Annotated in this window: 25 protein-coding genes; 18 read left to right on the plus strand and 7 right to left on the minus strand. The window is 54.6% G+C overall.

Going from position 1 to position 25,949, the window contains the following annotated elements; all coding sequences use genetic code 11:
* The first annotated feature begins 132 nt into the window (after positions 1-132).
* The 12 genes from KVQ82_RS00215 (at position 133) to KVQ82_RS00265 (ending at position 15,307) form a co-directional block, all read left to right on the plus strand.
* Positions 133-822: a heavy metal response regulator transcription factor gene (locus KVQ82_RS00215; protein WP_042556870.1), complete on the plus strand. Its 690-nt coding sequence runs from the start codon at positions 133-135 to the stop codon at positions 820-822.
* Positions 819-2,207, plus strand: coding sequence for a heavy metal sensor histidine kinase (locus KVQ82_RS00220; RefSeq protein WP_042556869.1), 1,389 nt, complete (start codon positions 819-821; stop codon positions 2,205-2,207). Before KVQ82_RS00215 ends, KVQ82_RS00220 begins: the two co-directional genes overlap by 4 nt.
* A gap of 363 nt (positions 2,208-2,570) precedes the next feature.
* Positions 2,571-2,954 carry a copper homeostasis periplasmic binding protein CopC gene (copC, locus tag KVQ82_RS00225; protein WP_042556868.1) on the plus strand — a complete coding sequence of 128 codons (384 nt, stop codon included), beginning with the start codon at positions 2,571-2,573 and terminating at the stop codon, positions 2,952-2,954.
* 3 nt (positions 2,955-2,957) lie between these two features.
* Positions 2,958-3,896: a copper homeostasis membrane protein CopD gene (gene copD / locus KVQ82_RS00230; protein ID WP_042556867.1), complete on the plus strand. Its 939-nt coding sequence runs from the start codon at positions 2,958-2,960 to the stop codon at positions 3,894-3,896.
* Positions 3,897-3,969: 73 nt separating this feature from the next.
* The gene (locus tag KVQ82_RS31435; RefSeq protein WP_080896087.1) at positions 3,970-4,311 is read left to right on the plus strand and encodes a hypothetical protein; all 342 of its coding nucleotides are present in this window, start codon (positions 3,970-3,972) and stop codon (positions 4,309-4,311) included.
* Between the two features lie 99 nt (positions 4,312-4,410).
* Complete coding sequence (locus KVQ82_RS00235; protein WP_042556865.1) at positions 4,411-5,667, plus strand: TolC family protein; 1,257 nt, start codon at positions 4,411-4,413, stop codon at positions 5,665-5,667.
* Positions 5,664-7,148 (plus strand): efflux RND transporter periplasmic adaptor subunit, encoded by a 1,485-nt coding sequence (locus KVQ82_RS00240; RefSeq protein WP_042556864.1) that lies wholly within the window; start codon positions 5,664-5,666, stop codon positions 7,146-7,148. Before KVQ82_RS00235 ends, KVQ82_RS00240 begins: the two co-directional genes overlap by 4 nt.
* On the plus strand, positions 7,145-10,288 hold the full coding sequence (locus KVQ82_RS00245) for an efflux RND transporter permease subunit (RefSeq protein WP_042556863.1): 3,144 nt from the start codon (positions 7,145-7,147) through the stop codon (positions 10,286-10,288). The genes KVQ82_RS00240 and KVQ82_RS00245 overlap by 4 nt, the downstream gene beginning before the upstream one ends.
* A gap of 354 nt (positions 10,289-10,642) precedes the next feature.
* A complete protein-coding gene (locus KVQ82_RS00250) occupies positions 10,643-11,809 on the plus strand; it encodes an SAVED domain-containing protein (protein ID WP_042556862.1) in 1,167 nt (388 codons plus the stop codon).
* Positions 11,810-13,060, plus strand: a complete 1,251-nt coding sequence (locus tag KVQ82_RS00255) for a nucleotidyltransferase (RefSeq protein WP_047297384.1) — start codon at positions 11,810-11,812, stop codon at positions 13,058-13,060.
* On the plus strand, positions 13,044-14,828 hold the full coding sequence (locus KVQ82_RS00260) for a ThiF family adenylyltransferase (RefSeq protein ID WP_047297383.1): 1,785 nt from the start codon (positions 13,044-13,046) through the stop codon (positions 14,826-14,828). Before KVQ82_RS00255 ends, KVQ82_RS00260 begins: the two co-directional genes overlap by 17 nt.
* Entirely contained in the window at positions 14,825-15,307 is a 483-nt protein-coding gene (locus KVQ82_RS00265; RefSeq protein WP_042556859.1) for a Mov34/MPN/PAD-1 family protein, read from the plus strand. Before KVQ82_RS00260 ends, KVQ82_RS00265 begins: the two co-directional genes overlap by 4 nt.
* 26 nt (positions 15,308-15,333) lie before the next feature.
* Here KVQ82_RS00265 and KVQ82_RS00270 read toward each other — a convergent pair whose 3' ends face one another.
* Positions 15,334-15,882, minus strand: coding sequence for a 3'-5' exonuclease (locus KVQ82_RS00270; RefSeq protein WP_010565120.1), 549 nt, complete (start codon positions 15,880-15,882; stop codon positions 15,334-15,336).
* Between the two features lie 170 nt (positions 15,883-16,052).
* Positions 16,053-16,487: a helix-turn-helix domain-containing protein gene (locus tag KVQ82_RS00275; protein ID WP_080896083.1), complete on the minus strand. Its 435-nt coding sequence runs from the start codon at positions 16,485-16,487 to the stop codon at positions 16,053-16,055.
* A 91-nt stretch (positions 16,488-16,578) separates the two neighbouring features.
* Between KVQ82_RS00275 and KVQ82_RS00280 the strand changes: the two genes are divergently transcribed.
* Positions 16,579-17,541, plus strand: a complete 963-nt coding sequence (locus tag KVQ82_RS00280) for an arsenic resistance protein (RefSeq protein WP_108184780.1) — start codon at positions 16,579-16,581, stop codon at positions 17,539-17,541.
* Positions 17,542-17,566: 25 nt separating this feature from the next.
* Here the strand turns inward: KVQ82_RS00280 and KVQ82_RS00285 are convergent, their stop codons facing one another.
* The 3 genes from KVQ82_RS00285 to KVQ82_RS00295 form a co-directional block, all read right to left on the minus strand.
* Entirely contained in the window at positions 17,567-19,093 is a 1,527-nt protein-coding gene (locus KVQ82_RS00285) for an IS66 family transposase (RefSeq protein WP_047297381.1), read from the minus strand.
* Positions 19,094-19,154: 61 nt separating this feature from the next.
* Complete coding sequence (gene tnpB, locus KVQ82_RS31440) at positions 19,155-19,490, minus strand: IS66 family insertion sequence element accessory protein TnpB (protein ID WP_042561913.1); 336 nt, start codon at positions 19,488-19,490, stop codon at positions 19,155-19,157.
* Positions 19,487-19,819: a transposase gene (locus tag KVQ82_RS00295; RefSeq protein ID WP_108184288.1), complete on the minus strand. Its 333-nt coding sequence runs from the start codon at positions 19,817-19,819 to the stop codon at positions 19,487-19,489. The genes tnpB and KVQ82_RS00295 overlap by 4 nt, the downstream gene beginning before the upstream one ends.
* Positions 19,820-20,113: 294 nt before the next feature.
* Between KVQ82_RS00295 and KVQ82_RS00300 the strand changes: the two genes are divergently transcribed.
* Positions 20,114-20,746 carry an antitoxin Xre/MbcA/ParS toxin-binding domain-containing protein gene (locus KVQ82_RS00300; RefSeq protein ID WP_080963325.1) on the plus strand — a complete coding sequence of 211 codons (633 nt, stop codon included), beginning with the start codon at positions 20,114-20,116 and terminating at the stop codon, positions 20,744-20,746.
* A 288-nt stretch (positions 20,747-21,034) separates the two neighbouring features.
* Here the strand turns inward: KVQ82_RS00300 and KVQ82_RS00305 are convergent, their stop codons facing one another.
* The gene (locus KVQ82_RS00305; RefSeq protein WP_042562261.1) at positions 21,035-21,442 is read right to left on the minus strand and encodes a helix-turn-helix domain-containing protein; all 408 of its coding nucleotides are present in this window, start codon (positions 21,440-21,442) and stop codon (positions 21,035-21,037) included.
* A 95-nt stretch (positions 21,443-21,537) separates the two neighbouring features.
* Here KVQ82_RS00305 and KVQ82_RS00310 point away from each other — a divergent pair, with 95 nt between their 5' ends.
* Positions 21,538-21,978 (plus strand): disulfide bond formation protein B, encoded by a 441-nt coding sequence (locus KVQ82_RS00310; RefSeq protein WP_047297380.1) that lies wholly within the window; start codon positions 21,538-21,540, stop codon positions 21,976-21,978.
* Positions 21,975-22,619, plus strand: coding sequence for a thioredoxin domain-containing protein (locus KVQ82_RS00315; protein WP_042561909.1), 645 nt, complete (start codon positions 21,975-21,977; stop codon positions 22,617-22,619). Before KVQ82_RS00310 ends, KVQ82_RS00315 begins: the two co-directional genes overlap by 4 nt.
* An 81-nt stretch (positions 22,620-22,700) precedes the next feature.
* On the opposite strand, the gene KVQ82_RS31445 is transcribed toward KVQ82_RS00315, so the two are convergent.
* Complete coding sequence (locus KVQ82_RS31445; RefSeq protein ID WP_162184570.1) at positions 22,701-23,225, minus strand: hypothetical protein; 525 nt, start codon at positions 23,223-23,225, stop codon at positions 22,701-22,703.
* Between KVQ82_RS31445 and KVQ82_RS00320 the strand changes: the two genes are divergently transcribed.
* Positions 23,167-25,260 (plus strand): heavy metal translocating P-type ATPase, encoded by a 2,094-nt coding sequence (locus KVQ82_RS00320; protein WP_047297379.1) that lies wholly within the window; start codon positions 23,167-23,169, stop codon positions 25,258-25,260. The two genes, KVQ82_RS31445 and KVQ82_RS00320, sit on opposite strands and share 59 nt — an antisense overlap.
* Positions 25,261-25,473: 213 nt before the next feature.
* Positions 25,474-25,794, plus strand: coding sequence for a zf-TFIIB domain-containing protein (locus KVQ82_RS31805; RefSeq protein WP_230679408.1), 321 nt, complete (start codon positions 25,474-25,476; stop codon positions 25,792-25,794).
* Positions 25,795-25,949: the final 155 nt, after the last annotated feature.

Raw genomic sequence — 25,949 nt, forward strand, 5'->3', positions numbered from 1 at the left:
AGTACTCATGCTTGAACCCTAGACAGCGCTCGCTGACATCTACCTGAAGCCAATATTACTTTTCTGTCAGTTGCTGGTTGGCTGCCGGTTTTCGTTGCAGACTCCGCTTCATCACTATCAGAGAACGACCTCATGAGACTTCTTGTCGCTGAAGACGAACCAAAAATAGGTATCTATTTGCAGCAAGGACTCACCGAGGCGGGGTTCAATGTTGATCGTTTTACTAATGGAAAAGAGGCGCTTCAGCACGCTTTGAGCGAAGCGTATGACCTGTTGATTCTCGACGTCATGATGCCTGGATTGGATGGCTGGGAAGTTCTGCAGAAGGTTCGCGCTTCCGGGAAAGACGTCCCCGTACTCTTTCTCACAGCGAGAGACCGCGTTGAAGATCGAGTTAAAGGACTTGAACTCGGCGCAGATGACTACCTGATCAAACCCTTCGCATTTTCTGAATTGCTTGCTCGAGTCAGAACGTTGCTGCGTCGCGGTAACAGCGCGCCTTCGCAAACCTACATGAAATTGGCTGATCTGGAGGTGGACCTACTCAAGCGTCGGGCCATTCGTGCAGGTAAGCGCATCGACCTTACGGCCAAAGAGTTTGCGTTGCTTGAGCTGTTGCTGCGACGTCGTGGGGAGGTGCTGCCAAAGTCACTTATCGCTTCCCAGGTTTGGGATATGAACTTCGATAGCGACACCAACGTTATCGAGGTTGCGGTTAGACGGTTGAGGGCCAAGATAGATGACGACTTTGAGGTCAAGTTGATTCATACCTCGAGGGGAATGGGTTACATGCTAGACGCGCCTGATTCGGAGTCGGAATGAATCGGATGTCCCTGACAACTCGCATGAGTCTGATGTTCATGCTCGCGGTAACGGCCGTGCTTACGGTCGCCGGACTTAGTTTCAACAACCTCAGTCGGCATCACTTTAAGATGCTGGATCAGCAGGCATTGAACGAAAAGCTCCACTCGACCCAGAGAATTTTGTCCGGGTTGAACACCATCGATCAATTCAGCGAATTTAAGCCTGAGCTGGAAGCGCTGCTGGGTGCTCACCGGGATTTGACGGCCCTAATAATCGATGGTGAAGGCAAGCTGCTGTTCGCAGATCCCGGTCCGGTAGATATTCCGAAGGAGTTCCGCACAACCACAAACAACAACGTCTGGGAGTGGCGGGAGCAAGAGCAGATGTTCCGTGGCGTGACAGCACAAGCCGTTGTGACGGGGCAAGACAAGCCGTTGACAGTCATTTTGATCTTTGACGTTACTCAGCATATGTCCTTTTTCGAGACGCTTGAGCGCTGGTTTTGGATAGGGCTGGTAATTAGCGCGCTGGTCAGTGCGGCGCTTGGCTGGATGGTAGCAAGCAGTGGCATGCGGCCTATTCGCCAGGTCACGCGGGTCGCCGCCTCTATGTCAGCAAAATCACTAAAAGAGCGCATCCCTTTAGCGCCTGTTCCTAAAGAACTTCAGCAAATGGTGCTGTCCTTTAACGCAATGCTGTCCAGACTCGACGATGCATTTGTCCGGTTATCGAATTTTTCCGCAGACATTGCCCACGAACTACGGACTCCTGTAAGCAACTTGATGACCCACACCGAAGTCGTGCTTTCAAGAAAAAGGAATATAGAAGACTACGAAGACAACCTGTACTCAAATCTTGATGACTTGAAGCGTATGAGTCGGATGATTGATGACATGCTATTTCTGGCGAAGTCAGACAATGGTCTGATCACCCACGAGAACAAACCAATAGATTTGGTGGAAGTCGTGGAGAAACTGCTTGAATACTACCGTCTTTTGGCAGATGAGCGAGGGATAGAACTGAAGGTTTCAGGAAGGGGCAGCGTCCGAGGCGATGTCCTTATGCTCCACAGAGCTATATCTAACCTGCTCTCTAATGCGCTTCGCTACACCTCGGAAGGGAAGATGATCAGTGTCGAAATCCTCCAGAAGGAGATGTCGGTATTGGTCGTCGTGGAGAACCAGGGTGAACCCATTGCCCCCGAACATCTTGAAAAGCTCTTCGATCGTTTTTATCGCGTGGACCCAGCGCGCAGGGAAGGAAGCCCAAGCAACGCAGGGCTAGGTTTGTCGATTACCCGATCAATTATTGAGGCGCATGATGGCAAAATCTGGTGTACGTCATGTGACGGTAAAACGGCCTTTCATCTCGAGTTTCCTAGTGTTGACTTGCAGGTCAGCTGAGCAATGCCGCATTTGTGATCAACGGCGTTAGCGCGACTTGGGCCTGCATCCAGTTTCGTAATTTTTTGAATGAGTGAATACCCCAGTATTTGCGGCGTGCGGTCTCGTTTCTAAGACTTGCGACCTTCGCCAATTCGATCCCAAACAGCGTGTCAAGCTGACTGAAATGTAATCGAACAGTTTGCGTTCGTGTGGCATCGTGTTCTTGCACTGTGACGTTGGGGCTTAGCGAGATTTTCGTGTTCAACCTGCACTAGAGATGGAAGCTCCGAGTTAACCATCAGTGGTTTTAAATTGAAAATTACAAACTAGTTCTTCCCAAACAAACCTCAAATCAACAGCTCTTGCTGTGAGGAGTCTTGCATGTCATTCCTTAAAACTACGACCGTAGCTGTTGCACTTACTGCTGGTTTGCTTCTGAGTGCCGTAGCTCAAGCACATCCAAAGCTCCTTTCTTCCACTCCGGCGGAAGGCTCGGATGCGGCGGCCCCTTCGAAAATTGAACTGCACTTTTCCGAGAATCTCACCACTCAGTTTTCCGGTGCAAAACTGATCATGACTGATATGCCTGGCATGCCGAACTCTCCAATGGGTGTAAAGGCCGCCGTCGCTGCTGGCGGTGATCCGAAAACGATGGTGATTACGCCGGCTGCACCTCTGACGACCGGTACCTACAAAGTTGAATGGCGTGCAGTCTCCTCGGACACCCACCCGATCACCGGCAACTTTTCCTTCAAAGTGAAATGATCCATGAGCGACTCAATAAATATTGTGGTTCGCTTTGCTCTCTATTTTGACCTGATGTTGTTATTTGGATTGGCCATATTTGGCTTGTACAGTCTCAGGGGAAAAGAAAGGGTATCGGGCACGGTCTTGAATTTTGAGTCGCTTCTTTACGGTACTTCTGTTGCAGGTGTAGCTCTGTCCCTTGCCTCGATGTTGTTGCTTGCGAAAGCAATGAGCGGTGTATCGGAGCTTATGGAGCTACATCACCACATTTTTGAAATGGTCATCATGGGCACCGACGTTGGGTTGACCTGGATGGTCCGAATAGCCGCCTTGGTTGGGGCAATTATGGGCGTCGCGTTGAACAAACGATTTCCGACACCCAGCCTCTGGATCGTCACCGTGTGTGGAGCAATCGCGTTGGCCACGCTAGCCTGGACAGGGCACGGTGCCATGGACGAAGGCAGCCGCCGCTACTGGCATTTTCTGAGCGATATTTTCCATTTATTAGCGGCAGGTGGCTGGTTGGGTGCTCTAGCGGCCTTCGCTCTACTGCTGCGGTTGAAATCGCTGAAGGGCGAGGAGGAAGCACGAATTCTTGCCCGCGTGCTGACTGGCTTTGAGTCGGCCGGCGGTGTGATTGTTGCGATCATAAGCGTAACGGGAGTCGTGAATTACCTTTTCATCGTCGGTCCAAACCTTGATGAGGTCATGCTGAGTACCTATGGTCAGCTGCTGTTTTTGAAGATCCTGCTCTTTGCCGGGATGATCGTTTTAGCCACACTGAACCGCTTTCACTTAAGCCCGCAGTTGGAGCGCTCAGTTCGCAATGGTCAATACTCTGTAGCGGTTAATGCCTTGCGCCGCAGCATGAAATTCGAATTCCTGATGGCAATCCTCATCATCTGTCTGGTCGCATGGTTAGGCACGCTAAGTCCTGAAATGGAAATGAGCGCGCAATAGAGGTTTCTGGCAGCTAACCAAGAAGCCGGGAACGGGATTGTTAGCACCATTTCTACTGGCTACACTTCAGTCCATGACACGCTATGTACGGTTTTGCCTGATATTCCTGATTAGCTTGGCGCTTCCCCTCAGTGGGATGGCGGGTGTTCAGGCGCCGACAGAGCCGTGTCCCATGCAAACCATGGGCATGGCGATGATGGACGGCATGGGCCAAGACTGCTGCCATGACATGAAAAGTCCCACCGAGCATGGTAAACCCTGCAAGCCGGGCCAGGAGTGTAAGACCGGCGGCATGCTGCAAGTCTCTATCATCAAGCCTCTGGTCCCCCTATCTAGCCCCCTCGAAGCGTCCATCTCCATAGACTCCCATCCTGTCCAAACCCCTTCAGGGGTATGGCGACCGCCCCGCATTTGATTCCTGTACCACACTGAGCCTCATTCCGCGTTAGCGGGATGGCATATCTGCGTGCATGTCTGATGAAGCGCGCAGTGGATCATCACAGGAATCGTGAACATGAACTCCAAGTGCTATTGCACAGGGTGGTCCCTCGTGGCCGGCCTGGCGGCAAGCGTACTGGCATTGCCGAGTCTCGCTGCCGCATTGACACTCGATGAAGCTTTGCAGCTGGCTGAAAACAATGCGCCGTCGCTGACTGCACAAGACGCGAAAATTCAGGCTGCCAGTAGTGCGGCCATCCCCGCTGGTGAACTACCCGATCCCAAGTTGCTGCTAGGCGTACAGAACTACCCCATTGGGGGGCCGGATCGCTGGAGCATCGACCAAGACTTCATGACTATGCGAATGGTCGGAGTCAGTCAGGAGATGCCCAGCAGCGCTAAGCGCAAAGCCCGAATCGAGGTCGCTGATGCGGCCATTGAACGCGCCGCCGCTGAGCGCCGGGTCGAACGTCTAAAGGTTCGTCAGGCCACGGCGTTGGCCTGGATCAACAGCTACTCGGTTGAGCGTAAAGACACTCTGTTTCAGGACCTCTACAAAGAAAACCGTCTGCTGGCCGATACCGTCCGGGCACAAATTGCCGGTGGCCGCGCTCAACCTGCTGATGCAGTAACGCCCAAACAGGAAGCGGCACAACTGGAAGAGCAGCAGGACGATCTGATTCGTCAGAGAGCGCAGGCCCGAGCTGCCCTGAAGCGCTGGATTGGACCAGCCGCCAATGACAAACCTGTGGGCAGCTTGCCTGAATGGCCTGTCGAAGCCTCTGACTACTCTCATAAGCTGCAACATCACCCAGAATTGGCAGCTTTTGCGCCAATGACCCGCGAAGCGCAAGCCAAGGTCCGTGAAGCCGAAGCGGAAAAACAGTCGGATTGGAGCTGGGAAGTCGACTATCAGAATCGCGGCCGACAGTTCGGCGACATGGTCAGCGTGCAATTTTCCTGGGATCTACCACTGTTTCCTGACTCTCGGCAAAACCCCAAAATTGCGGCCAAGCACGCTGAACTCAACCAGCTAGAGGCCGAGCGGGAAGCCCTGTCACGCAAGCATACCCAGCAACTGGAGGACGATCTGGCCGATTATGAACGCTTGAATCGTGCCGTTCGCCGAACCCTGGACAGTCTGCTGCCTCTGGCCAAGGAGAAGGTCGAGCTCAGCATGGCCAGCTACCGCGCCGGCAAAGGCGATTTGAACTCCGTCGTGGCTGCTCGGCGCGAGCTTATCGAAGCCCGTCTCAAGCAGATTGATGTTGAAGAGCAGCGTGCTCTCACCAGCGCTCGCCTGTATTTCGCCTATGGGGAGTCCGCTCAATGATCTCTAGAACACGGAAAGGGGTATTTGTTGTCAGCATCTCAGTTGCTTTGGGGGTTGCCGGTGGTTACTGGTTGGCCCAACCGAGGGTGAGCTCGGTACCGGATGCAGCACCGGAGCAGAAGCCTGAGTCATCAGTCGATCGCAAAGTTCTGTATTGGTACGACCCCATGTACCCACAACAGAAATTCGATAAGCCGGGTAAGTCGCCCTTCATGGACATGCAAATGGTCCCTCAGTACGCGGATAGCAAGGGGGACAGTGACACTGTTCGCATTGATCCAAGCCTGACCCAGAACCTCGGTGTGCGACTGGCTACCGTCAGTCGAGGTGTGTTTGCTTCGAGTCTGGACGTTGTCGGAGTGTTGGCTTTCAACGAACGGGACGTCGCCGTCATTCAAGCCCGTACGGCGGGTTTCGTCGAGCGCGTGTATGCCCATGCTCCTGGCGACGTGATCAAAGCCAATGCCGCCATGGCGGATATCCTTGTACCTGAGTGGGCTGCGGCTCAGGAGGAATTTCTCGCACTCAAGCGCAGTGGCGATACAGGCTTGCTGGCAGTGGCTCGCCAGCGCTTGCGGCTCACCGGGATGCCGGCGGCATCAATTGCTCAAGTAGAGCGCAGTGGCAAAGTCCAACCAAACCTGACCCTCACCAGCCCTATTAGTGGTGTGCTGCAAGAGCTCAATGTGCGCGAGGGTATGACGGTGGCCGCCGGCGAGACACTGGCACGCGTTAATGGTTTGAGTAGCGTCTGGCTGGCCTTGGCCGTTCCGGAGACTGAATCTGGATCGATCCTCATGGGGCAAACGGCAGAGGCGCATTTGCCCGCGTTCCCTGGGGTTGTGCTCAAGGGCGTCGTCAGCGCGATTCTTCCGGAAACCAATCCGGATAGCCGCACCCTTCGCGTACGCGTCGAGTTACCCAACCCAGAAGGCCGTCTCAGGCCGGGTATGACCGCACGAGTGAGCCTCAATCGTTCAACGGAGCAAAGTGTGTTGTGGGTGCCGAGCGAGGCCGTCATTCGCACCGGTCGACGTGCTCTGGTGATGCTTGCTGAAGACGCTGGCCGCTATCGTCCTGTTGAAGTGTTGATCGGGCAGGAAAACGATGACAAGACGGCGATCTTGAAAGGTCTGGAAGAGGGCCAGAAGGTGGTTACCTCTGGCCAGTTCCTGCTCGACTCGGAGGCCAGTCTCAAGGGCATCGTTGCAAGCTCGGAGGAAGAGTCACCACCCAGCGCAGCAGTCTCCAGTTTTCATGAGGCGGATGGGCAGATCGTTGAGATCAACGACAAAGAAGTCACACTCGCCCATGGTCCCTTCAAAACGTTGGGCATGCCTGGCATGACGATGACGTTCCCACTCGCTACTCCGGCGCTGATGCTGGGCCTCAAAACGGGCGATAAGGTTCGGGTTGCGGTGAGTCAGACCGACGATGGCCTGCGTGTTGAGCGTCTAGACAAATCGGGGAGCCAGCCATGATCGCCGCCCTGATTCGCTGGTCAGTGGCCAACCGATTCCTGGTGCTACTGGCGACACTTTTTGTCACGGCTTGGGGCATCTGGTCGGTGCAGAGCACGCCCATTGATGCGCTGCCGGATCTCTCCGATGTTCAGGTGATCATCCGCACCCCGTATCCGGGACAGGCACCGCAGATTGTCGAGAACCAGGTGACCTATCCGTTGGCCACCACCATGCTTTCGGTGCCTGGCGCCAAGACCGTGCGCGGCTACTCCTTCTTTGGTGACAGCTTTGTCTATGTGCTGTTCGAAGACGGTACTGACTTGTATTGGGCCCGCTCGCGGGTGTTGGAGTACCTGAGCCAAATACAAAGTCGCTTGCCGGCCAGCGCCAAACCGGCGTTGGGGCCAGATGCGACAGGCGTTGGCTGGATTTTCCAGTACGCGCTGGTAGATCGCAGTGGCGGACACGATCTGGCGCAACTTCGTGCACTTCAGGACTGGTTCCTCAAGTTCGAACTCAAGACTCTGCCCAATGTTGCCGAGGTGGCCACCGTGGGTGGGATGGTCAAGCAGTACCAGGTGCAGCTTGATCCACTCAAATTGGCCAGCCTCGGTATCACGCAGGCCGAGGTGACCGAAACGATCGGCAAGGCCAATCAGGAAACCGGCGGCGCCGTCCTAGAGATGGCAGAGACCGAGTTCATTGTGCGGGCTTCCGGCTACTTGAAAACGCTCAATGATTTTCGGGCGATCCCACTCAAGCTGGGATCGGGCGGTGTGCCGGTGACCCTTAGCGATGTCGCCACGATCCAGTTGGGTCCGGAAATGCGGCGTGGCATCACCGAACTCGACGGCGAAGGCGAGACGGTTGGCGGTGTGGTAATTCTGCGCAGCGGCAAGAATGCTCGCGAAACCATTGCGGCGGTCAAGACCAAACTCGACGAGTTGAAAAGCAGCTTGCCGGCGGGGGTGGAAATCGTCACCACCTACGACCGCAGCAAGCTGATCGACCGCGCCGTGGAAAATCTCAGCCACAAGCTAATCGAAGAGTTCATCGTCGTCGCGTTGGTCTGCGGGATCTTTCTCTGGCACCTGCGTTCATCTCTGGTGGCAATCATCTCCCTGCCGGTGGGGGTACTGATTGCCTTCATCGTGATGCGCTATCAAGGGATCAACGCCAACATCATGTCCCTGGGCGGGATTGCCATCGCCGTCGGCGCCATGGTCGACGCTGCCGTGGTGATGATTGAAAACGCGCACAAGAAGGTTGAGGCCTGGCACGCGGCCAATCCTGGGGAGGAACTGAAAGGTGAACGTCATTGGCACGTGATGACTGAAGCGGCGGCGGAGGTAGGACCAGCACTGTTCTTCTGTTTGTTGATCATCACGCTGTCGTTCATTCCGGTGTTCACCCTGCAAGCGCAAGAGGGGCGGCTATTCGGCCCGCTGGCTTTCACCAAGACCTACGCCATGGCCGCGGCGGCGGGATTGTCAGTGACCTTGGTGCCGGTGTTGATGGGCTACTGGATTCGGGGACGAATTCCCAGTGAACAACAGAACCCGTTGAACCGCTGGCTCATCCGGATCTACCAGCCGGCTCTGGATGCAGTCTTGCGACGACCGAAGATCACGCTGCTGGTCGCGTTGCTGGTTTTTATCAGCGCATTATGGCCAATGTCGCGCTTGGGTGGCGAGTTTCTTCCACCGTTGGACGAGGGCGACCTGCTCTATATGCCTTCGGCTCTGCCGGGATTGTCGGCGCAGAAAGCGTCGCAACTGCTGCAACAGACCGACCGCCTGATCAAGACCGTGCCGGAGGTCGAACATGTCTTTGGTAAAGCCGGTCGTGCTGAAACTGCCACCGACCCGGCGCCGTTGGAGATGTTCGAAACCACCATCCAGTTCAAGCCGCAGGAGCATTGGCGTCCAGGCATGACTCAGGAAAAGCTAGTGGAAGAGCTGGATCGAGTGGTGCGAGTTCCTGGGCTGACCAATATCTGGATACCGCCGATTCGCAACCGTATCGACATGCTGGCTACGGGGATCAAGAGTCCTGTTGGGGTGAAAGTTGCCGGCACCAATCTGACGGAGATTGATGCCGCGACTCAGGCGGTCGAGCGAGTGGCTAAGGGCGTACCCGGTGTCAGTTCGGCTTTGGCCGAGCGATTAACCGGTGGGCGTTACATCGACGTGGATATCGACCGAAAAGCCGCCGCCCGCTACGGACTGAATATCGCCGATGTGCAGTCGATCGTGGCCGGCGCTATCGGCGGTGAAAATGTCGGCGAGACCATTGAAGGGCTTGCACGCTTCCCAATCAACGTCCGCTACCCTCGGGAGTGGCGGGATTCGCTCGGTGCTTTGGAGCAGTTACCGATCTACACCCCACTAGGCAGCCAGATCACCCTTGGCACCGTGGCGAAGATCAAGGTCAACGACGGGCCGCCAATGCTCAAGAGTGAGAACGCACGGCCTTCAGGCTGGGTGTACATCGACGTGCATGGCCGGGACATTGCCTCCGTGGTGGCCGATCTACGCCGGGTCGTCAGTGAGCAGGTAAAGTTGCAGCCCGGCATGAGCTTAAGCTACTCAGGTCAGTTCGAGTTTCTTGAAAGGGCCAACGCACGACTCAAACTGGTGGTGCCTGCCACGCTGTTGATCATCTTCGTGTTGCTCTACCTGACATTTGCACGCCTTGATGAGGCTTTGCTGATTATGGCCACGCTGCCATTCGCTCTCACGGGCGGGGCATGGTTTCTCTATCTGTTGGGATTCAACCTGTCGGTCGCCACCGGGGTCGGCTTTATCGCCTTGGCCGGTGTTTCTGCAGAATTTGGCGTGATCATGCTGCTCTACCTGAAAAATGCCTGGGCCGAGCGTCAAGACCTCGGTGACAACACAGAACACGGGTTAATGGCCGCGATTCGTGAAGGCGCTGTGCAGCGCGTTCGACCCAAGGCCATGACCGTTGCGGTGGTTATCGCTGGTTTGTTGCCAATACTTTTGGGAAGCGGTACCGGCAGCGAGGTGATGAGCCGCATTGCCGCCCCGATGATTGGAGGTATGGTTACGGCGCCCTTGCTATCGCTGTTTGTGATCCCGGCGGCCTATCACCTCATGCGTCGTCGACACTTGTCCGTTGAGCCTGGCAAGCACTGACGCGTAAAAATGCATACAAAAGGGGCTGCGCTTGCAGCCTCGTTTGAACTGCACAGCCCGTTTTCATCAGTCCTACGCGCGGTATGTATCGAAATTAGCAAGTTTATGTCTTTTGCATAAACTCGCTAATTTCGATACATACGCTGTGGTCAGTGCCGTTACCCACCAGCACTTGCCAGAAAAACGAACGCTGCCCTACTGTGTTTCGATGAGCCACAAACAGCATCCTGCTCAAAGCCGACTCAGCATTCGTCACCCTCAGATCACTCTTGAAATCGAGGCGAATGACCTTAATATGATCTTATCTTGCCATCATCGTTTTCAATCATGGATGTTTCTCTGGGGTAGGTCGGAATGGCAGAACAAGAAGACGCTAAACCCGCAAGCGGGCGCTTCAACACAAATGATGAGACGAAGCGGATCGTATGGACACAGACCGCTGGTCATTGTGAACTGTGCGGCACGGATCTGACGTTCGATTATCGTGCCGGCAAGCCAATGAAATGGGGCGAAGTGGCGCATATCCTGCCCGCCAGTCCCAAAGGCCCTCGGGGACGCGCGGATCATGATGCTGAGGCGCACACAAACAATACCGCTAATCTGATGCTCCTGTGCCCAGGTTGTCATGACAAAATTGATCGTGACGCAGATGGGTATCCTGAAAATGATTTGAGTGGTTTACACCAAGCGTACCTGGAACGCATCCGGCTCGCGGCAACGACCCCCGATGGTGGCAGAGCCATTCCGCTCATCGTCCAGAGTCAGCATTTTCAGACGATCAACGATATCCCCGTTCGCGATCTGTTGACTGCGATGTCCGCCGAGGGATTAACCGCCTTCGATCAAGGCATCAAAATCACCTTCGCTGCGCCCGGACCACGTGGCAGGGACACTACCTATTGGCAGAACGTCAAAGACAGCGTCCAGTATGAGCTGGAGCAGCAACTCAAGCGTCGCGGCGGCACCTATGGCGACTCGCCTGCGCTAGCAGTAGTCGGCTTGGCCGACATTCCGGCTTTGATGATGTTGGGCCAGAGTATCGGCGACCGTTCCAAGCGCTTGATCTTCTCCTTTCACCGCGAGCATCTTTTGCGCTGGCCAGATCAGTCCGCTGAGCCGCCCGCTTTTTTGTTTACACCTCCCCCCGACGGCGACGGGCCACTGGCGCTTGTGCTCTCCATTTCTGCGCAAGTTCCAGTTCGCGACGTGGCCGAAGCTCTGCCCGGTGCACGTATTGCAGAGCTGTCGATCCCAGAGCCAAGCTATGCGATGGTACAAAACCGTCGGGTGATTCATGCCTTTCGTGACGCACTTCAAATACGACTGAGCCAGCTTGAGGCTCTGACTCCTGACCCTATCCACGTCTTCGCCGCCATTCCTGCGGCATTGGCCATCGAGTTTGGCGCGTTGCTCACAACACAGCATCAACATACATACCTGATCTTCGATCGGGACAAAGAAAACCAAGATCGGTTTACGCAAACACTGCAATTGGGCTTGGTGGCCCAGGAGGCTAGGTAAATGCTTTTGAGCAACGAACAGACCAAGCGCAGCAGTTGGGAATATTTTCTGCTTCGCGCTGCGCGGGAAATCTCGCTGTCGGAAGCGCAGTACGAAAAAATTAATGACCGCTACTCCCAACTGGAAAAAATCCTCTCGGCTTCCGACAACCCGCTGCTCGCTGAGGCCCATATCTTTGTGCAAGGCTCGATGCGGCTGAAAACGACCATCAAGCCAATCCCCGGCGCGCCTGCGGATCTGGACACCATTGATGCGGACGCGATTATCTGGCTCCCTCACGCTCAAGGCGCTAGTGCGAAGGAAGTTCTAGAAGCGATTGAGCAGCGTTTTAGGGAAGGCTCCCGCGTCCAAGAAGAAGTTAAGCAATTACGTCGTGGCATCCGGATCGTTTATGCCGACGAAAATCCAGGTTTCCACATCGATGTCACGCCTGCCCGCGCGATCAACGGAAATGGCGAAGCAAACGGCGAAGGTAAGCTGGAGGTTCCGGATCGGGTCACAGGGTGGAAAGCAAGCAGCCCTATCCCTTACTCGAATTGGTTGCAGGTTGCTTCTGCCCAAGAGATCTCTCTGGAAAGCTTGGTAGTTGCCAAAAGCCAGCGGATGCTTGATGCCGCGACACAAGATCCTTTGCCGCATTATCAGGATTACATCGATCAAGATCCCCTGCGTGCAACCATTAAGCTGCTCAAGCGGCATCGCGATGAATGGGCCATTAAGACAAGGAGCGCTGATACTCGCCCAATATCTGCGGTCATCACCACCCTGGCCACGCACGCATACCTGGATGTCGTAAAGGAGTCGCAGGCGAAGCCTCTGGCACCGCTCGATGCAATTTTGGAAATCGTTCGCAGGATGCCGCAGCACATCGGGCAGAGAGGTAGCGACTGCTATGTCTGCAACCCTGCCGATAACGGCGAAAACTTTGCAGAGAAGTGGAATCGACCGGGCGAGGGGCAAGGCTATCGCCAAGCATTTGCCAAATGGCATGCGGACGCCAGTGCATCTGTTTCATTGGGTTTGGAAAGTTTTGAATCCAACGATTCCTTTGCCGAGGCAGTGAAAAAGAATTTCGGTATTGCACCGGCATTCATTACGGCAGTGAACAATGAGATCCCTGCGAATTGGACTATGCCCGGCCGACCGGATGGCACTACTCGAAACTCTGCTTCGATGGGTTCGCTCTTCGGAGGGGCCAGCGGTGGCGGAACCTCTCAGTCGAGCGTAAAGCCAGTTGGACGCCTTGGCTGATCCTCTTAAGACGCCATTGCAGCGCGGAATCGCCGCGCTGCGAAATACCCTAGGTCAGGATGCAGCCGATGCATTGCTCCAGCTCGCACCCATGCGGGCTGACGAAGCGGCGTGCTTTCACTTCCCCTTGCCCATCGATTACACGGGGCAGGAGCGGCGTCTGCGTATTGGTTTCCCCTCCAACTTTCCCCGTGGACTCTTGCGGCTGAACGTCGAACCCTCTCCATGGCTGGTTTGGCCGCATGCCACCAAGTCGGGGCTTTGCCTTCATGGCTTTCAGGAACGCCCCATCATGGGCTCCCCAGAGGTCGTGGTAGAGGACAGCCTTGCTCGCTTGGCCCAGATTGTTTCGTTGTCCAAGATGGGATCAAGCCAGGCAACGCGCGATATCGAATTTCAGAATGAGATCACTACCTACTGGTCGTTTCAGCACGGTCAGTCATTCCAGAACCTCTTACTGTTGGATCGACCTCAGACTGCCTCGCAGTTGTTTGCGCTCAGCGATCCGCGCCGGGCTGTGCCATCCGGTCAGGAAACGGTTTGGTTAGCATCGAATGTAGCAGCACTCAAAGGGCATTACCGGCGGGTTGTCGGGCGCTCCGCTGTCATTCGCGCGGCCGAAACTCCCGGTTTTTACGTCAAGCTTCAGACTTATCCGGATATCCGCACCCCGGATCCAGAAGATTTATTGCTGTGGCTAAAGCCACACCTTCAACCTGACGATGCCGAGCAATTGCTGGCATGGTTTGAGCTGCATGGAACGTTGGCGAGTCGATGGATTGTTCTGGAGCTTCCAGGAGGGGCAGGTGCTCCAACATATTGTCTCAATGTGCGCTCGCTCGGCGTACAGCAGGAGCGGGGGGCAAAATTCGGCTTGCGTACAGCGCGCCGGCGGCCAGCTATCGCAAATGCACATCCTCCGGCACTTGTCCGCGCAACTGCCCTGGACGTGCTTGATCGAGCGTCCATTCTGTCCCGCGATATAAGTGGCACTGCACAGCACCTTGAAAATGCTCGAGTCGTTTGTGTTGGCGTTGGCTCATTAGGCAGTGCGGTGGCAATACAATTGGCACGATCCGGTGTCGGCCACCTTACCCTCATCGATCCTGACACTTTGGTGTCAGCCAATCTGGGGCGGCACGTTCTGGGAGCGGATAGCCTAGGGAGACTGAAAGCCTCAGCGTTGAGGGACAAGATTCTGTTAGATCTTCCGACTACAGAATGCACCGCTTATTCGACTTTCGCCGAAGTAGTTATGAGCAGCAAACCAGAAGTGTTCGATAACGCAGATCTTGTGGTGATTACGACAGCGGACTGGCAGTCGGAGGTCACTGTATGGCGAGCCAAATCCAGCGGCGTTTCTTGGGGACTTTTACAAGCCTGGAGCGAACCGTATACCCAGGTAGGCCACGCGCTATTCGCACCAGCCGGTACCTTTGATGGCCGTCATTTATTCACGGACATCGGCGATTTTCTTCATAAGTTTACCGAGTGGCCGGGAGGAGGTGTGGTTCCACTGCCCGCTTGTGGGGAGAGCTTTATTCCAGGCGGATCGCTGGGGATGACCAATATCGCCTCTATGGTGTCGCACACGGCTTTACGTGCATTGACCTGCAACATCACCACTGCATCTTGGGTCAGCAGTATCTACAGGCCTGAAGATGTGCCGAGCCTAGGAGGCCAATACCATGGGCCCAAACTTCCAGAGGGGGCGCAGCAACTCCTACTCGAGCGCGGATGGCCGGAACATAAGGATGAAATGGTATGACGGATATCGCTTGGCGCTGGAGATGGGCGGAGGTGGATTCCGAGCTATTGGTGTCGCAAGCTGTCGCGGACATCTTGGATAGTCATCGGCAGGGCCTCTTTGGCGTGGAGCGAGGGGGACAGTTATTCGTCAACCCGGTTAATCCGAAAGGGTTGCTGCTGGCCTTGGCCACGTTGCCTCATCGCGCCGATCGGTCAGGCTGGTCTTGGCTAGAGTTGGATGCGGAGCGGTGCCGTCAGGAGATCCAAGCTGCCAACGAACAAGGGTTACGTCTGGTGGGCTATTGGCATACGCATCCCCAATCTGTTCCGGTGATTTCTCCGGCAGACATAGGAAGTTTCTCCAGATTTGCTGCGCGTTACACGCAGGATCTACCGCACCCAATAGCCGTTATCGTTGGCAAGTCCGAAAAACCAGAAGGCATCAAGGCTTGGTCGTTCAGGGGCGGCAGATATGTTGAAGCAACTTGGCTTAGATAAGCTTCAAGTCAGTGCCATGGGAGGCGTCAGCGGTTACCCTTACCCGCCAGCATTAGCGCGAAGAGCTCTGCCTGAAAGCGAGCATCATCCAATGCGTTATGGTTCGGTTCGCTGAGTGGCTTCAGCGCAGCGGTCATCTTGGATGATTTTGTTTCCTGCCAGCTGCAACCTACAGCTCCCATGAAGTAGGCCTTCATGTCGATAGCGGTAAAACCAAAGGGGTTGGTTTCCAAGTATTTGTGGAAGTAGTAGTTGACGAATGACCAGTCAAACGGTGCATTGAGTCCTACGAAAATGACCTTCTGCCCCGTTTGGCAGGATGATTTCAGCCATTCACCAAATGTCAGCATCGCCTGTTGCGGAGTGAGTCCTTCGCGCTCCAGCTTCTCCAGACTCAGCCCCGATACTGCCAGTGCTTCTGGGTCGTGTTTTGGACTGTCAGGTCGTAGTTCAAGATAGATGGACGTGGCAGGTTGATCTACAAGGCAAGCTCCAATGGAAAGCAGGCTGTATTCGCCTGGTATAGGTCCAGAAGTCTCGACGTCGACGGAAACATAAAGCTCATCAGGGTTCATGTCATATCCTTTTCGTGTAGTTGCCAGATCACGCTCAAGCTCGGTAAGCGTCTGCCGAACACATCTTGTACCAGCCCGTTTGGTGTAGACGGACGCTCGAAACACCCTGTCGAGGCTATCGCGCTATTCGGTTTCGATGGCAGCTTGCTCCCCCTATGCTCTTGACTCGTCTAGGAGCAGCAACCAGAGCGAACCCCAGCAGCAGGTTCAAAAAGTGACTCAACAATCGTGCAGTCTGGAGTGTTCAAACCTAGGCATGTTGACTCACACATACCTGCCATTGAGAGCAGCTCTACCCGGATTTGCTGAAGCTTTGCTACCTTCGACTCTACTTCCGCTAGGTGCTTCTTGACCACCGAAAGCGCGTCAGCGCACGGACGATCAGCATCTGCTGCGAGCGCGATGAGTTCTCGGATATCTTCGAGCGGGAAACCCAATTCACGATTCTGCCGGATGAAGACGAGTCTTGATCGATGCTTTTCAGTATAGATTCGATGCCGCCCAGTCGACCGCAGGGCGGGAGGTAAAAGGCCTATTTTCTCGTAGTAGCGAATCGTTTCAATGTGGCAACCCGTTGATTTCGACAGCGCCCCGATTCCTGACATGCAAACTCCCCAAGCATTTTCTTGAACCTGTAGCAGCTACAGATATTAACCTGTCTTCAGAAAATAATTTCACGCGCTTGAAGGGCATTTTGTGGACAGAGAACAGCTAGAGACTAACCAGATTCCCATTTACTTCGTCGCGGTCATTGTCGCGGCCCTCGGAGGCCTGCTCGCCCCCAATGCGTCTGAAGCATTAGGGTCGACGGTGACACCCACCATCGCAGTGCTGATGTACGCCATGTTTCTACAGATCCCGTTCTTGGATCTCCGTAATGGCCTCGCAAATAAGCGTTTCATGGCAGCGCTGCTCACAGCCAACTTCGTGGCCATCCCCTTGCTGGTTTGGGCATTGACGATGGGGATAACCAATCACCCGGCGATTTTGGTGGGTGCCCTGTTGGTCTTGCTGACGCCTTGTATCGACTATGTGGTGGTTTTTACCCATATCGGTAAAGGCGACTCCAAACTCACTCTGGCGGCCACCCCATTGCTTCTTTTGATGCAGCTTGTGCTGCTGCCGGTGTACCTGACCTTCATGCTGGGTAACGACTCAACAGTGGTCATTTCTATAGGCCCATTTGTTGAGGCCTTTGTGATGCTGATCGCTTTGCCTTTGGTCTTAGCGGTAGCAACAGCTGCCGGGGCAAAGAGATCACGCATCGTTGAAAGCTGGAACAACGCATGGGCCTGGATGCCTGTACCGGCTATGGCGGCTGTATTGGTCGTAGTGATCGGCGCTCAGATTTCAACGGTGGTCAGAGACATCGACAAGCTGCTGCCTGTTATTCCCGCCTACATTGGTTTCACGCTCTTGGCACCGGTGGTAGGTGCGCTGGTGGCTCGGGCGTTTAAGTTACCGGCCAGCACGGCAAGATCAGTCGCTTTCAGCAGTTCGACACGAAACTCATTAGTGGTTCTGCCATTGGCATTGGCCTTGCCCGAGGAAATCAGAGGGCTCGCTGCGGCAGCAGTCATTACTCAAACGCTGATTGAGTTGGTCAGCGAACTAATTTACATCCGAGCAATTCCTGCTTTGGTGTGGCGCAAAATGTAGATGCCAGGGCAGACACCCTGCGCGATTAAACAGGCGCCCACATGTGCGGCAGCAGCTTGTTAATCTCACTCGCGCGCTGCGTCGGCAGGCGCATGAGAACATCCTTTAGATAGGCGTACGGATCATGGCCATTCAGCCGTGCTGACTGGATCAAGCTCATGATCGCCGCAGCCCGTTTTCCGCTGCGTAGCGACCCGGCGAAGAGCCAGTTCTTGCGCCCAAGAGCCCATGGCCGGATCTGGTTCTCCGCCCAATTATTATCAATGGGAACCGCCCCGTCATCGAGGTAGCGCGACAGCGCTGCCCAGCGTTTAAGGCTGTAATCGAGTGCTCTGCTGATGGCCGAACCTTCGGGCACAAGATCACGCTGCGCGATCATCCAGGCATGCAGCCTATCCATCACCGGTACGGCTTTTTCTTGCCGTATTCGGCGCCGTAAATCCGGCTCCAGGTCTCTGACTTCTCTTTCGATTTCGTACAACAACTGGATATAGCGCAGGGCTTGCTCGGCGAGCGTGCTTTTATTCGTAGCGTGCAGTTCGAAGAACTTGCGCCGTGTATGGGCCATGCAGCCGATCTCTGTCACGCCGAGTTCAAAGCTGGCCTTGTAGCCGCCAAAATCGTCGCAGACCAACTTGCCCTTCCAGTCCTGAAGGAAGTTGCGAGCATGCTCTCCGGCGCGACTGGAGCTGAAGTCATAAACCACCGCTGCCACATCCGAGAACTGGCTGGTAGCGTAGGCCCACACATAGGAGCGATGGGTTTTCTTTGTTCCCGGCATGAGCATCTGCACCGGTGTTTCATCTGCGTGGATGACTTGTTGCCCAAGCACTACTTCGCGCAGCGCATCGACCAGCGGCTGCAACTGAACTCCGGTCACGCCAACCCATTGAGCCAAGGTTGAACGTGGAATCGCCAGGCCCGCTCGACCGAAGATCGATTCCTGACGGTAAAGCGGCAGATGGTCAGCAAACTTGGCGATCATGACCTGTGCGAGCAGGCCCGAAGTCGGGATGCCCTTATCAATGACCTGCGCCGGAACCGGTGCCTGGATCAGCGTTTCGCAGTTATCGCAGACCCACTTGCCACGGACATGGCGCTCGACGGTGAACACGCCGGGCGTGTAGTCCAGCTTCTCGCTAACGTCCTCACCTATGCGCTTGAGGGCGCAGCCGCATGGGCAGTGAGTGTTGTCCGGTTCGTGATGGATCAACGTTCGCGGAAATTCTGCCGGCAATGCCGTGCGCTTGGGCTTTTGCTTTTCCTCGGTCGCCGTTGGTGCTATTTGCAACGCCTGAAGCTCGGCCTCAATCGCCGCGATATCAGTATCGATCAGGTCATCTAGCAGGCTGGCCTGTTCAGGATTCATCTGCTCGCTGCGCTTGGCAAACTTCAAACGCTTGAGCTGGGCGATCTCATGGGTCACTTTCTCAATGACTGTTTGATCACGGTTGATTTTCTTGCCCATAGTGTCGACTTGCGAGAGCAACTGCGCTGCGAGGACGCGCAGTTGAGTGGGAGACAGTTGGTCGAGATTGGGCGAAGAAGTCATACGCCGGACTTTGCCAGAGCAGGCGTTTCGCGACGATAGACCGATAGGCTAATGGCAGCCGTTAAAGCAGTATGATCGAGCCTCCAGAACCTGCGCGTTGCCATGGCAGCCCCAGCACCAATGCTTGAAGTTGCTCGGCATCCAGTTCCATCTCAGAACCATGGCGAATGCCAGGCCAGTGGAACTTGCCTTGGTTTAACCGGCGCGCCGCCAGCCATATTCCGAAGCCGTCATGCACCAGCACTTTCATGCGATTGGCGCGACGGTTGGCGAACAGATAAGCGCAGTGCGGCTGCGCCGCACCGAACACCGCGATCACCTTGGCTAGCGCCGTTTCGGTGCCTGCGCGCATGTCCATCGGTTCGGTGGCGAGCCAGATAGAGTCGATGCGAATCATCGCAGAATATCTCGAAGAAAAGCCGCGCAGGCGGCAGCACTTTCAGTGGGCCAGTTCACTTTGATGATGCCGCGCGGGTGCTGTATTTCAACGCAGATATTCGATGATGCTGGATGGGAGTTCGCCCCGGCCAGCGGCATGGCTAACGGAATAAATGCAGGTGGCGGCGCCGGGATTTTCTGCGCTTGCAGCCGAATCCATTTGTGGACGAGGTTTGCGTTGAGGCTATGACCGAGCGCGACGCTGGCAACCGAAGCGCCTGGTTGGGCGCACTCTTGAATGATCTGGGCTTTAAAGGATTTGGAATAGGAACGGCGTGTTGGCTGCATGAAATACCCGCTTAAAAGGCTAGAACTGGTGTCCACTTAATTTAAGTGCACACCATGTCTTCGCTTTGCAGGGCTGGGTAGATGACTTGGCCGGACGGTTACCAAGCTCGTAACCATGTGACGGTGGAAAGGCGGCAAAGCCATTGCCCCATTTTTTGCTGTTGCACTCGCTATCCGGCGTTCGAGCAGCGGCAGTGCATGTCTACTGGAGGAGTGCACGTTCCTTTGGTCAGCTCTGCGCCCGAGCATAATGATGTGTGTCATTCTCTAGTCGCGGATGAGGGCCGGACAATCATGAGCGAGCATTGGATAGTCAAGTGCCAGAATACTGAGGACGGTACTGGCGACATCATCATTGACCTACCTCCAGAGTTGCTTGACCAAATGGGGTTAGGTGTTGGTGATCATTTAGAGCTAACGATAGCGAATGGCACATTAGTGCTGACGCCCATGAACAGTGCAATATCAGTACGGCCGATGTTTGCTGGAGTCCTGCGTGAGGATGCCTATCATGCTTACCGCAAGCGGTTGGCTGCGTATCTCCATATCCCTTCCAACGCTTCGGATCAAGACATTCACGACATGATAGTAGCTGGCTTTTCGGCCGGCCTGATTTCATCGCTTTGTGCTGATGGCACCGTAAATCCGCAAGAACGCGACATAATCATTCACCCCAAAACGCTCAAAACAAAATTGGCAAGCGATCAGCTTTTAACGTCGGATGAGAGCGATCGCCTGTTCCGGTTCGCACACATTACCGCCATGGCCGAGATCATGTTCGGGGACGAAGGGAAGGCCAAACAATGGCTTTCCAAACCCAAAGCCCGTTTTTTGGGAAAAAGCCCACTGGCAATGGTCACTACGTCTCACGGCACACATCTAGTTGAAGAAATGCTGATTCAGGTGTCTGAAGGCATGTCATTTTAATCCTGCCACAGTTAACAGTGTGGACGGAAATAACGGGCAGCAGCATGCCCACTTCTATGACTATCACTGAATCTGAGAGTCAATCACTATGATCAACGCAAACGCTCTAGCCGGTATAGGCATCAAAGCCCAAGCGTTGGTTCATCCCTCAACGGCGTGCGTTACGTCATTGCACCTGCGACTCTTGATACCGCCAAGACGGAGTCGAAACCACCACATAGTCGATATAAATGATCAGTTCATTCAACAGGACTCCCGCCAAAATTGTGGGGTGGCCGGTTAGCATCCTTAACGGGGATTGGACATCGACTCGATAATACGGCACTGCTCGATCACGCCGCCCTCGCAACAAGCAATCAAACGCTCCAACTCCACCTCCAAGCCTTGCAGGTCTCGGATGCGCATTCGAACCTGCTCTAACTGCCCCTCGATTTTTGCGTCCACCCTGGCGCAGGAAGCGTCGCGGTTATCCGCAAAGCCCAGCAACTCTCGAACATCGTCAAGGCTGAAGCCCAGTGTGCGGCTACGTCGGATGAACAATAGACGGTCGCGCTCCTCGTCGGTGTAGAAGCGATAGCCTGATGCTGAACGCCCTGCAGAAGGCAGGAGGCCGACCTGCTCGTAATAGCGGATGGTCACCGCTTTGGTATCAGTCGCCTTCGCCAGATCACCGACTGTGTATTTGGTCGAACTCATTTCGCTTGACCTTATAGTTGCTAGAATCTTCATTCTACGCGCCTTAGGCGATAAGCAAATCTGCGTGCGCTCAATAGAAAAGTGGACTGAATCCTATGGAAGCCCCCTTAAAACAACATCAATCCGGAGCTTGGGCGCTGTTGCTCTGTGCCTGGTTGCTTGCTCTGGTATCAACAATCGCCGTGCTATTCGTTGGTGAAGTCATGGGGCAACTGCCCTGTGTGCTCTGTTGGTTTCAACGAGCCTTCATGTTTCCACTCGTCCTGGTATTGGGCGTCGCCTGCTGTTTATCGGACACCGGTGTTTGGCGCTATGCACTGCCATTAGCAGTCATGGGTTGGCTCATCGCTCTGTATCACAACCTGCTTTATTTCGGACTGATTCCTGAAAGCATCAAACCTTGCGGGGCCGGCCCTTCCTGCTCCGGTGCCGACATGACCATCCTCAGTGGTGTTCCGCTGCCACTTTTATCGCTGGGCGCGTTCAGCCTGCTGATCATTTTTCTCGTTCTTATCCGTCGGAGATTTACCGTATGAGCAGACGCGCCGTCGTCCTCTCCATCAGCGTGCTAGCCATCGTAGGCTTTGCCGTCGCAGCATTTTTCTACAATCGTGCTGCCACTGTGCCCCAGGCTACAGCACCTGTACCGCAAACCAGCGCGCTAGTGCGGTTTAACTCACCAAGCTTCGGCCCTGCCGACGCCCCGGTGACAATCGTAGAATTCTTCGATCCATCTTGTGAAAGCTGCCGTGCCTTCTACCCCATCGTCAAAAAGATGATGTCACAACACCCAGGCGATGTTCGCTTAGTGCTGCGCTATGTGAAGCTTCACGTAGGGTCTGAAGAAGCCATACGTCTGCTCGAGGCTTCACGTAAGCAGGGTGTTTTTGTGCCGGTACTTGAAGCTGTCCTCGCTGCTCAACCGCAGTGGCATGACGATGCGAAAGCATCAGCAGCTTGGGACGTAGCGGCCCAAGCGGGCTTGGACGTGGCTAAGGCTCGTGAGGACATGATGTCGCCGGAGATCACCGCCACGATAGAAAGAGATGCCGCTGATGCCAAAACTGTAGGTGTGAAGGGAACACCGACATTTTTCGTTAACGGTAAACCCCTGACTAACTTCGGCGCTCAACAGCTCTACGATCTGATTTGGAGCGAAATCAACCAAGCTCGTTAATAAGGGCGCGTGCGGAATGCGGAATGAAAAAAGCTCACCGGGCTCGACAATCCGCTTGACCTTATAGTGGCTATAGGGTGTTCACTCTTCACAATAAATTGTGGAGAGTGCCTTTATGAAAAGCTGTTGCGGTGATGAACAAACACCGAAAAGTGACGCCGCCGTTGAGGTATTTGACCCGGCAGCACCGACCGGCTGCTGTGCACCTGCCGCGACTATGTGTAATACAACTACAGCACAGTCCAACAGTAGTTGCTGCTCCGCGAAAACTTTGGACGTCAGCTCAGCGCCTTCTTCAGTAAAGGGCGCGGGTTGCTGCTCCCCCGGCTCCGATATCAGTAAATCGAACTGCGCTGTCGTAGCACCGCCATCTGCCCTGTACAGCCTTGCCGAGCCGAGCCAGCCTGCTGCTACGGTTGATAATGACCTTTTTATCGATGCTTGCTGCCCACCATCTGCTGCGGGTAGTCCCAAAGTCGGCATCGAAAACGTGTCTCCCACCAATACCGACGAAGCGACTCGTTTCAGCAGTTTCAGGATTGGGCAGATGTGCTGTCCTTCCGAGCAGACCATGATCGAGGACAAGCTCGCGAAGATGAGCGGCATTCAAAAGCTCGAGTTCAACATGATGAACCGCACGATGGCTGTCTGGCACGAGCTACCCGACACCTTGGGTATCGAGGCAGCAGTGCTATCGCTGGGCATGCACGCCGAACCTTTGAGGGCTAATGGCAATGCAACCAGCGCAGATACGCCAGAAGTCCTTCCCCAGGCGGAATCACCTAAGAGCACATGGTGGCCATTAGCGCTTTCCGGTGTCGCTGCCGTGGGTGCTGAAGTCCTGCACTTCACTAACTCCGCGCCTGAATGGGTGATAGCGGTCATAGCCTTGTTCGCCATCGTGCTCTGCGGGCCTACGACCTACAAGAAGGGTTTGATCTCGATCAAACACCTCAACCTGAACATCAACGCGCTGATGAGCATCGCGGTTACCGGAGCGGTGTTGATCGGACAGTGGCCAGAAGCCGCGATGGTCATGTTTCTCTTCACCGTTGCGGAAATGGTCGAAGCGAAATCGCTGGATCGTGCGCGCAATGCGATCAAGGGGCTGATGGACTTGACCCCTGAACGAGCTACCGTGCGCCAACCCAACGGTAGTTGGCTGGAAGTCGATGTAAAAACGGTCGAGATTGGGGCCTTGGTTCGTGTCCGCCCCGGCGAACGAATTGGCCTGGATGGTAAAGTCTCTTCTGGTAACTCTACTGTTAACCAAGCGCCCATCACGGGCGAGAGCTTGCCCATCGAAAAAGATGTCGATGATCCTGTCTATGCCGGCTCCATTAACGAATCCGGCTCCTTCGAGTATCGAGTGACAGCTGAGGCCAACAATACGACCCTTGCTCGAATCATTCACGCGGTTGAAGAAGCCCAAAGTTCGCGAGCTCCAACCCAGCGGTTCGTTGATAAGTTTGCCAAAATTTATACGCCAGGGGTGTTCTTTTTCGCCGTCGCGATTGCGGTATTCCCACCACTGTTTATGGGCGGATTGTGGACTGACTGGATCTATCGTGCACTGGTGCTTCTGGTGGTTGCTTGCCCTTGTGCGCTGGTCATTTCCACTCCGGTGTCCATCGTCAGTGGTCTGGCGGCAGCGGCTCGCAAAGGCATTTTGGTTAAAGGCGGCATCTACCTGGAAATAGGCGCCAAGCTGAGTTTCGTCGCGCTCGATAAAACCGGCACCATTACCCATGGGAAACCGGTTCAGACAGACTACATTCCGGTAGCCGAAGACTCAGAGGTACATCCTCAGATTGTTGCCGCCAGCCTCAGTGCACGCTCGGATCACCCCGTATCACAGGCAATTGCCAAGTACGAAGGCTCGGACGCATCAACGTTCCTGCAAGTGGAGAGTTTTGAGGCCCTTCCCGGTCGCGGGGTAAAGGGGATGATTGAAGGCCAGCTCTTCTACCTGGGCAATCACCGACTGATCCAGGAGTTGGGGCTCGGTACTTCGCAGTTGGACGAATCTCTGACTAGCCTGGAGCGCCAAGGCAAAACAGTCGTAGCCTTGACCAGCGCCAGTCAGGTTTTTGCGTTGTTTGCTGTAGCCGATACCGTAAAGGACTCAAGCCAGACAGCGATCAAGGAGCTGCATGCATTGGGTATCAAGACCATGATGCTTACAGGCGACAATTCGTACACGGCTGATGCGATTGCCAAACGAGTTGGGATAGATGAGGCGCGGGGAAACTTGTTGCCCAGCGACAAGCTTTCAGTAATTGATCAATTGAAGGGCCGTAAGCACGTGGTGGGGATGGTCGGTGATGGGATAAACGATGCACCTGCATTGGCCAAGTCTCAGATCGGATTCGCCATGGCCGCGGCTGGCACGGGAACCGCTATTGAAACGGCTGACGTTGCTTTAATGGATGATGATCTGCGCAAGATTCCGGCCTTCGTCCGCCTGTCACGCGAGACAGCTGTGATTCTTAAGCAAAACATTTTGTTCGCCTTAGGTATTAAGGCCATTTTCCTTGTGTTCACCCTCATGGGTTTGGCCACCATGTGGATGGCTGTTTTTGCAGACGTTGGAGTGAGCATACTTGTCGTGCTCAATGGACTTCGATTGCTAAAGAAGTAGATCGCGAGGTGAGGATGAAAGATAAAAGCGTCTTCGCCCGGCCAAGCAACTTTGTGGATGGCTCTTTTCGCCGATATGGGGACGAGCCCGCTTGTGGTATTCAATGGACCACAACTATTGCGGTATTGATTCGAAAGCTACATTGTCAAAATTGATTACTCACATAAGGAATTAAATATGCAATGTCCTATCTGCAAAGATATAGCTTTAGTAATGACTGAGCGCCAGAGCATAGAAATTGACTATTGCCCGCAATGCCGCGGTGTCTGGCTTGACCGAGGTGAACTCGACAAGATTATTGAGCGTAGTCAGCGACAAGAGACCGTTAGATTGCTTCCACAGAACCTCACATCACCTGTCCAAAGTTCGACGCCAGCAGAACAACCTGGTTACAACCAGTACGGGAATAAGCATGGTCATGGAGATCGAGGGAGCCACAGCGGTGGATGGAAAGAAGGTGGCCATCAAAGTCAAAGTGGGCATCAGGGACAACCGAGTCGCAAAAAATCGTTTTTGCAGGAACTATTTGATTAAGATGGCGATTTCTCGCTTATGATCTGAATACTACATCAAACCAGTATCCACCTTTGAATGATTGGTTTGATGATATGGAACGGTTTGGGTGCTAGTAGGTCTTTATATTCTACAGTCCACTCGTTGGATCTTCATTAGGCTACATTTGGGGAAAA

The sequence above is a fragment of the Pseudomonas sp. AO-1 genome, from assembly GCF_019775695.1.
GTDB classification, from domain to species: domain Bacteria; phylum Pseudomonadota; class Gammaproteobacteria; order Pseudomonadales; family Pseudomonadaceae; genus Aquipseudomonas; species Aquipseudomonas parakoreensis.

Bases quoted from the DNA above. Each gene is read 5' to 3' on its own strand.
- KVQ82_RS00320 (WP_047297379.1), top strand. From the start codon at position 23,167: ATGTGCTGTCCTTCCGAGCAGACCATGATCGAGGACAAGCTCGCGAAG.
- KVQ82_RS00245 (WP_042556863.1), top strand. From the start codon at position 7,145: ATGATCGCCGCCCTGATTCGCTGGTCAGTGGCCAACCGATTCCTGGTG.
- copC (WP_042556868.1), top strand. From the start codon at position 2,571: ATGTCATTCCTTAAAACTACGACCGTAGCTGTTGCACTTACTGCTGGT.
- KVQ82_RS00255 (WP_047297384.1), top strand. From the start codon at position 11,810: ATGCTTTTGAGCAACGAACAGACCAAGCGCAGCAGTTGGGAATATTTT.
- KVQ82_RS00275 (WP_080896083.1), bottom strand. From the start codon at position 16,487: ATGTCAGGAATCGGGGCGCTGTCGAAATCAACGGGTTGCCACATTGAA.
- KVQ82_RS00315 (WP_042561909.1), top strand. From the start codon at position 21,975: ATGAGCAGACGCGCCGTCGTCCTCTCCATCAGCGTGCTAGCCATCGTA.
- copD (WP_042556867.1), top strand. From the start codon at position 2,958: ATGAGCGACTCAATAAATATTGTGGTTCGCTTTGCTCTCTATTTTGAC.
- KVQ82_RS00240 (WP_042556864.1), top strand. From the start codon at position 5,664: ATGATCTCTAGAACACGGAAAGGGGTATTTGTTGTCAGCATCTCAGTT.
- KVQ82_RS00300 (WP_080963325.1), top strand. From the start codon at position 20,114: ATGAGCGAGCATTGGATAGTCAAGTGCCAGAATACTGAGGACGGTACT.
- KVQ82_RS31805 (WP_230679408.1), top strand. From the start codon at position 25,474: ATGACTGAGCGCCAGAGCATAGAAATTGACTATTGCCCGCAATGCCGC.
- KVQ82_RS00220 (WP_042556869.1), top strand. From the start codon at position 819: ATGAATCGGATGTCCCTGACAACTCGCATGAGTCTGATGTTCATGCTC.
- KVQ82_RS00215 (WP_042556870.1), top strand. From the start codon at position 133: ATGAGACTTCTTGTCGCTGAAGACGAACCAAAAATAGGTATCTATTTG.
- KVQ82_RS00285 (WP_047297381.1), bottom strand. From the start codon at position 19,093: ATGACTTCTTCGCCCAATCTCGACCAACTGTCTCCCACTCAACTGCGC.
- KVQ82_RS31435 (WP_080896087.1), top strand. From the start codon at position 3,970: ATGACACGCTATGTACGGTTTTGCCTGATATTCCTGATTAGCTTGGCG.
- tnpB (WP_042561913.1), bottom strand. From the start codon at position 19,490: ATGATTCGCATCGACTCTATCTGGCTCGCCACCGAACCGATGGACATG.
- KVQ82_RS00310 (WP_047297380.1), top strand. From the start codon at position 21,538: ATGGAAGCCCCCTTAAAACAACATCAATCCGGAGCTTGGGCGCTGTTG.
- KVQ82_RS00305 (WP_042562261.1), bottom strand. From the start codon at position 21,442: ATGAGTTCGACCAAATACACAGTCGGTGATCTGGCGAAGGCGACTGAT.
- KVQ82_RS00265 (WP_042556859.1), top strand. From the start codon at position 14,825: ATGACGGATATCGCTTGGCGCTGGAGATGGGCGGAGGTGGATTCCGAG.
- KVQ82_RS31445 (WP_162184570.1), bottom strand. From the start codon at position 23,225: ATGCCGCTCATCTTCGCGAGCTTGTCCTCGATCATGGTCTGCTCGGAA.
- KVQ82_RS00270 (WP_010565120.1), bottom strand. From the start codon at position 15,882: ATGAACCCTGATGAGCTTTATGTTTCCGTCGACGTCGAGACTTCTGGA.
- KVQ82_RS00235 (WP_042556865.1), top strand. From the start codon at position 4,411: ATGAACTCCAAGTGCTATTGCACAGGGTGGTCCCTCGTGGCCGGCCTG.
- KVQ82_RS00295 (WP_108184288.1), bottom strand. From the start codon at position 19,819: ATGCAGCCAACACGCCGTTCCTATTCCAAATCCTTTAAAGCCCAGATC.
- KVQ82_RS00250 (WP_042556862.1), top strand. From the start codon at position 10,643: ATGGCAGAACAAGAAGACGCTAAACCCGCAAGCGGGCGCTTCAACACA.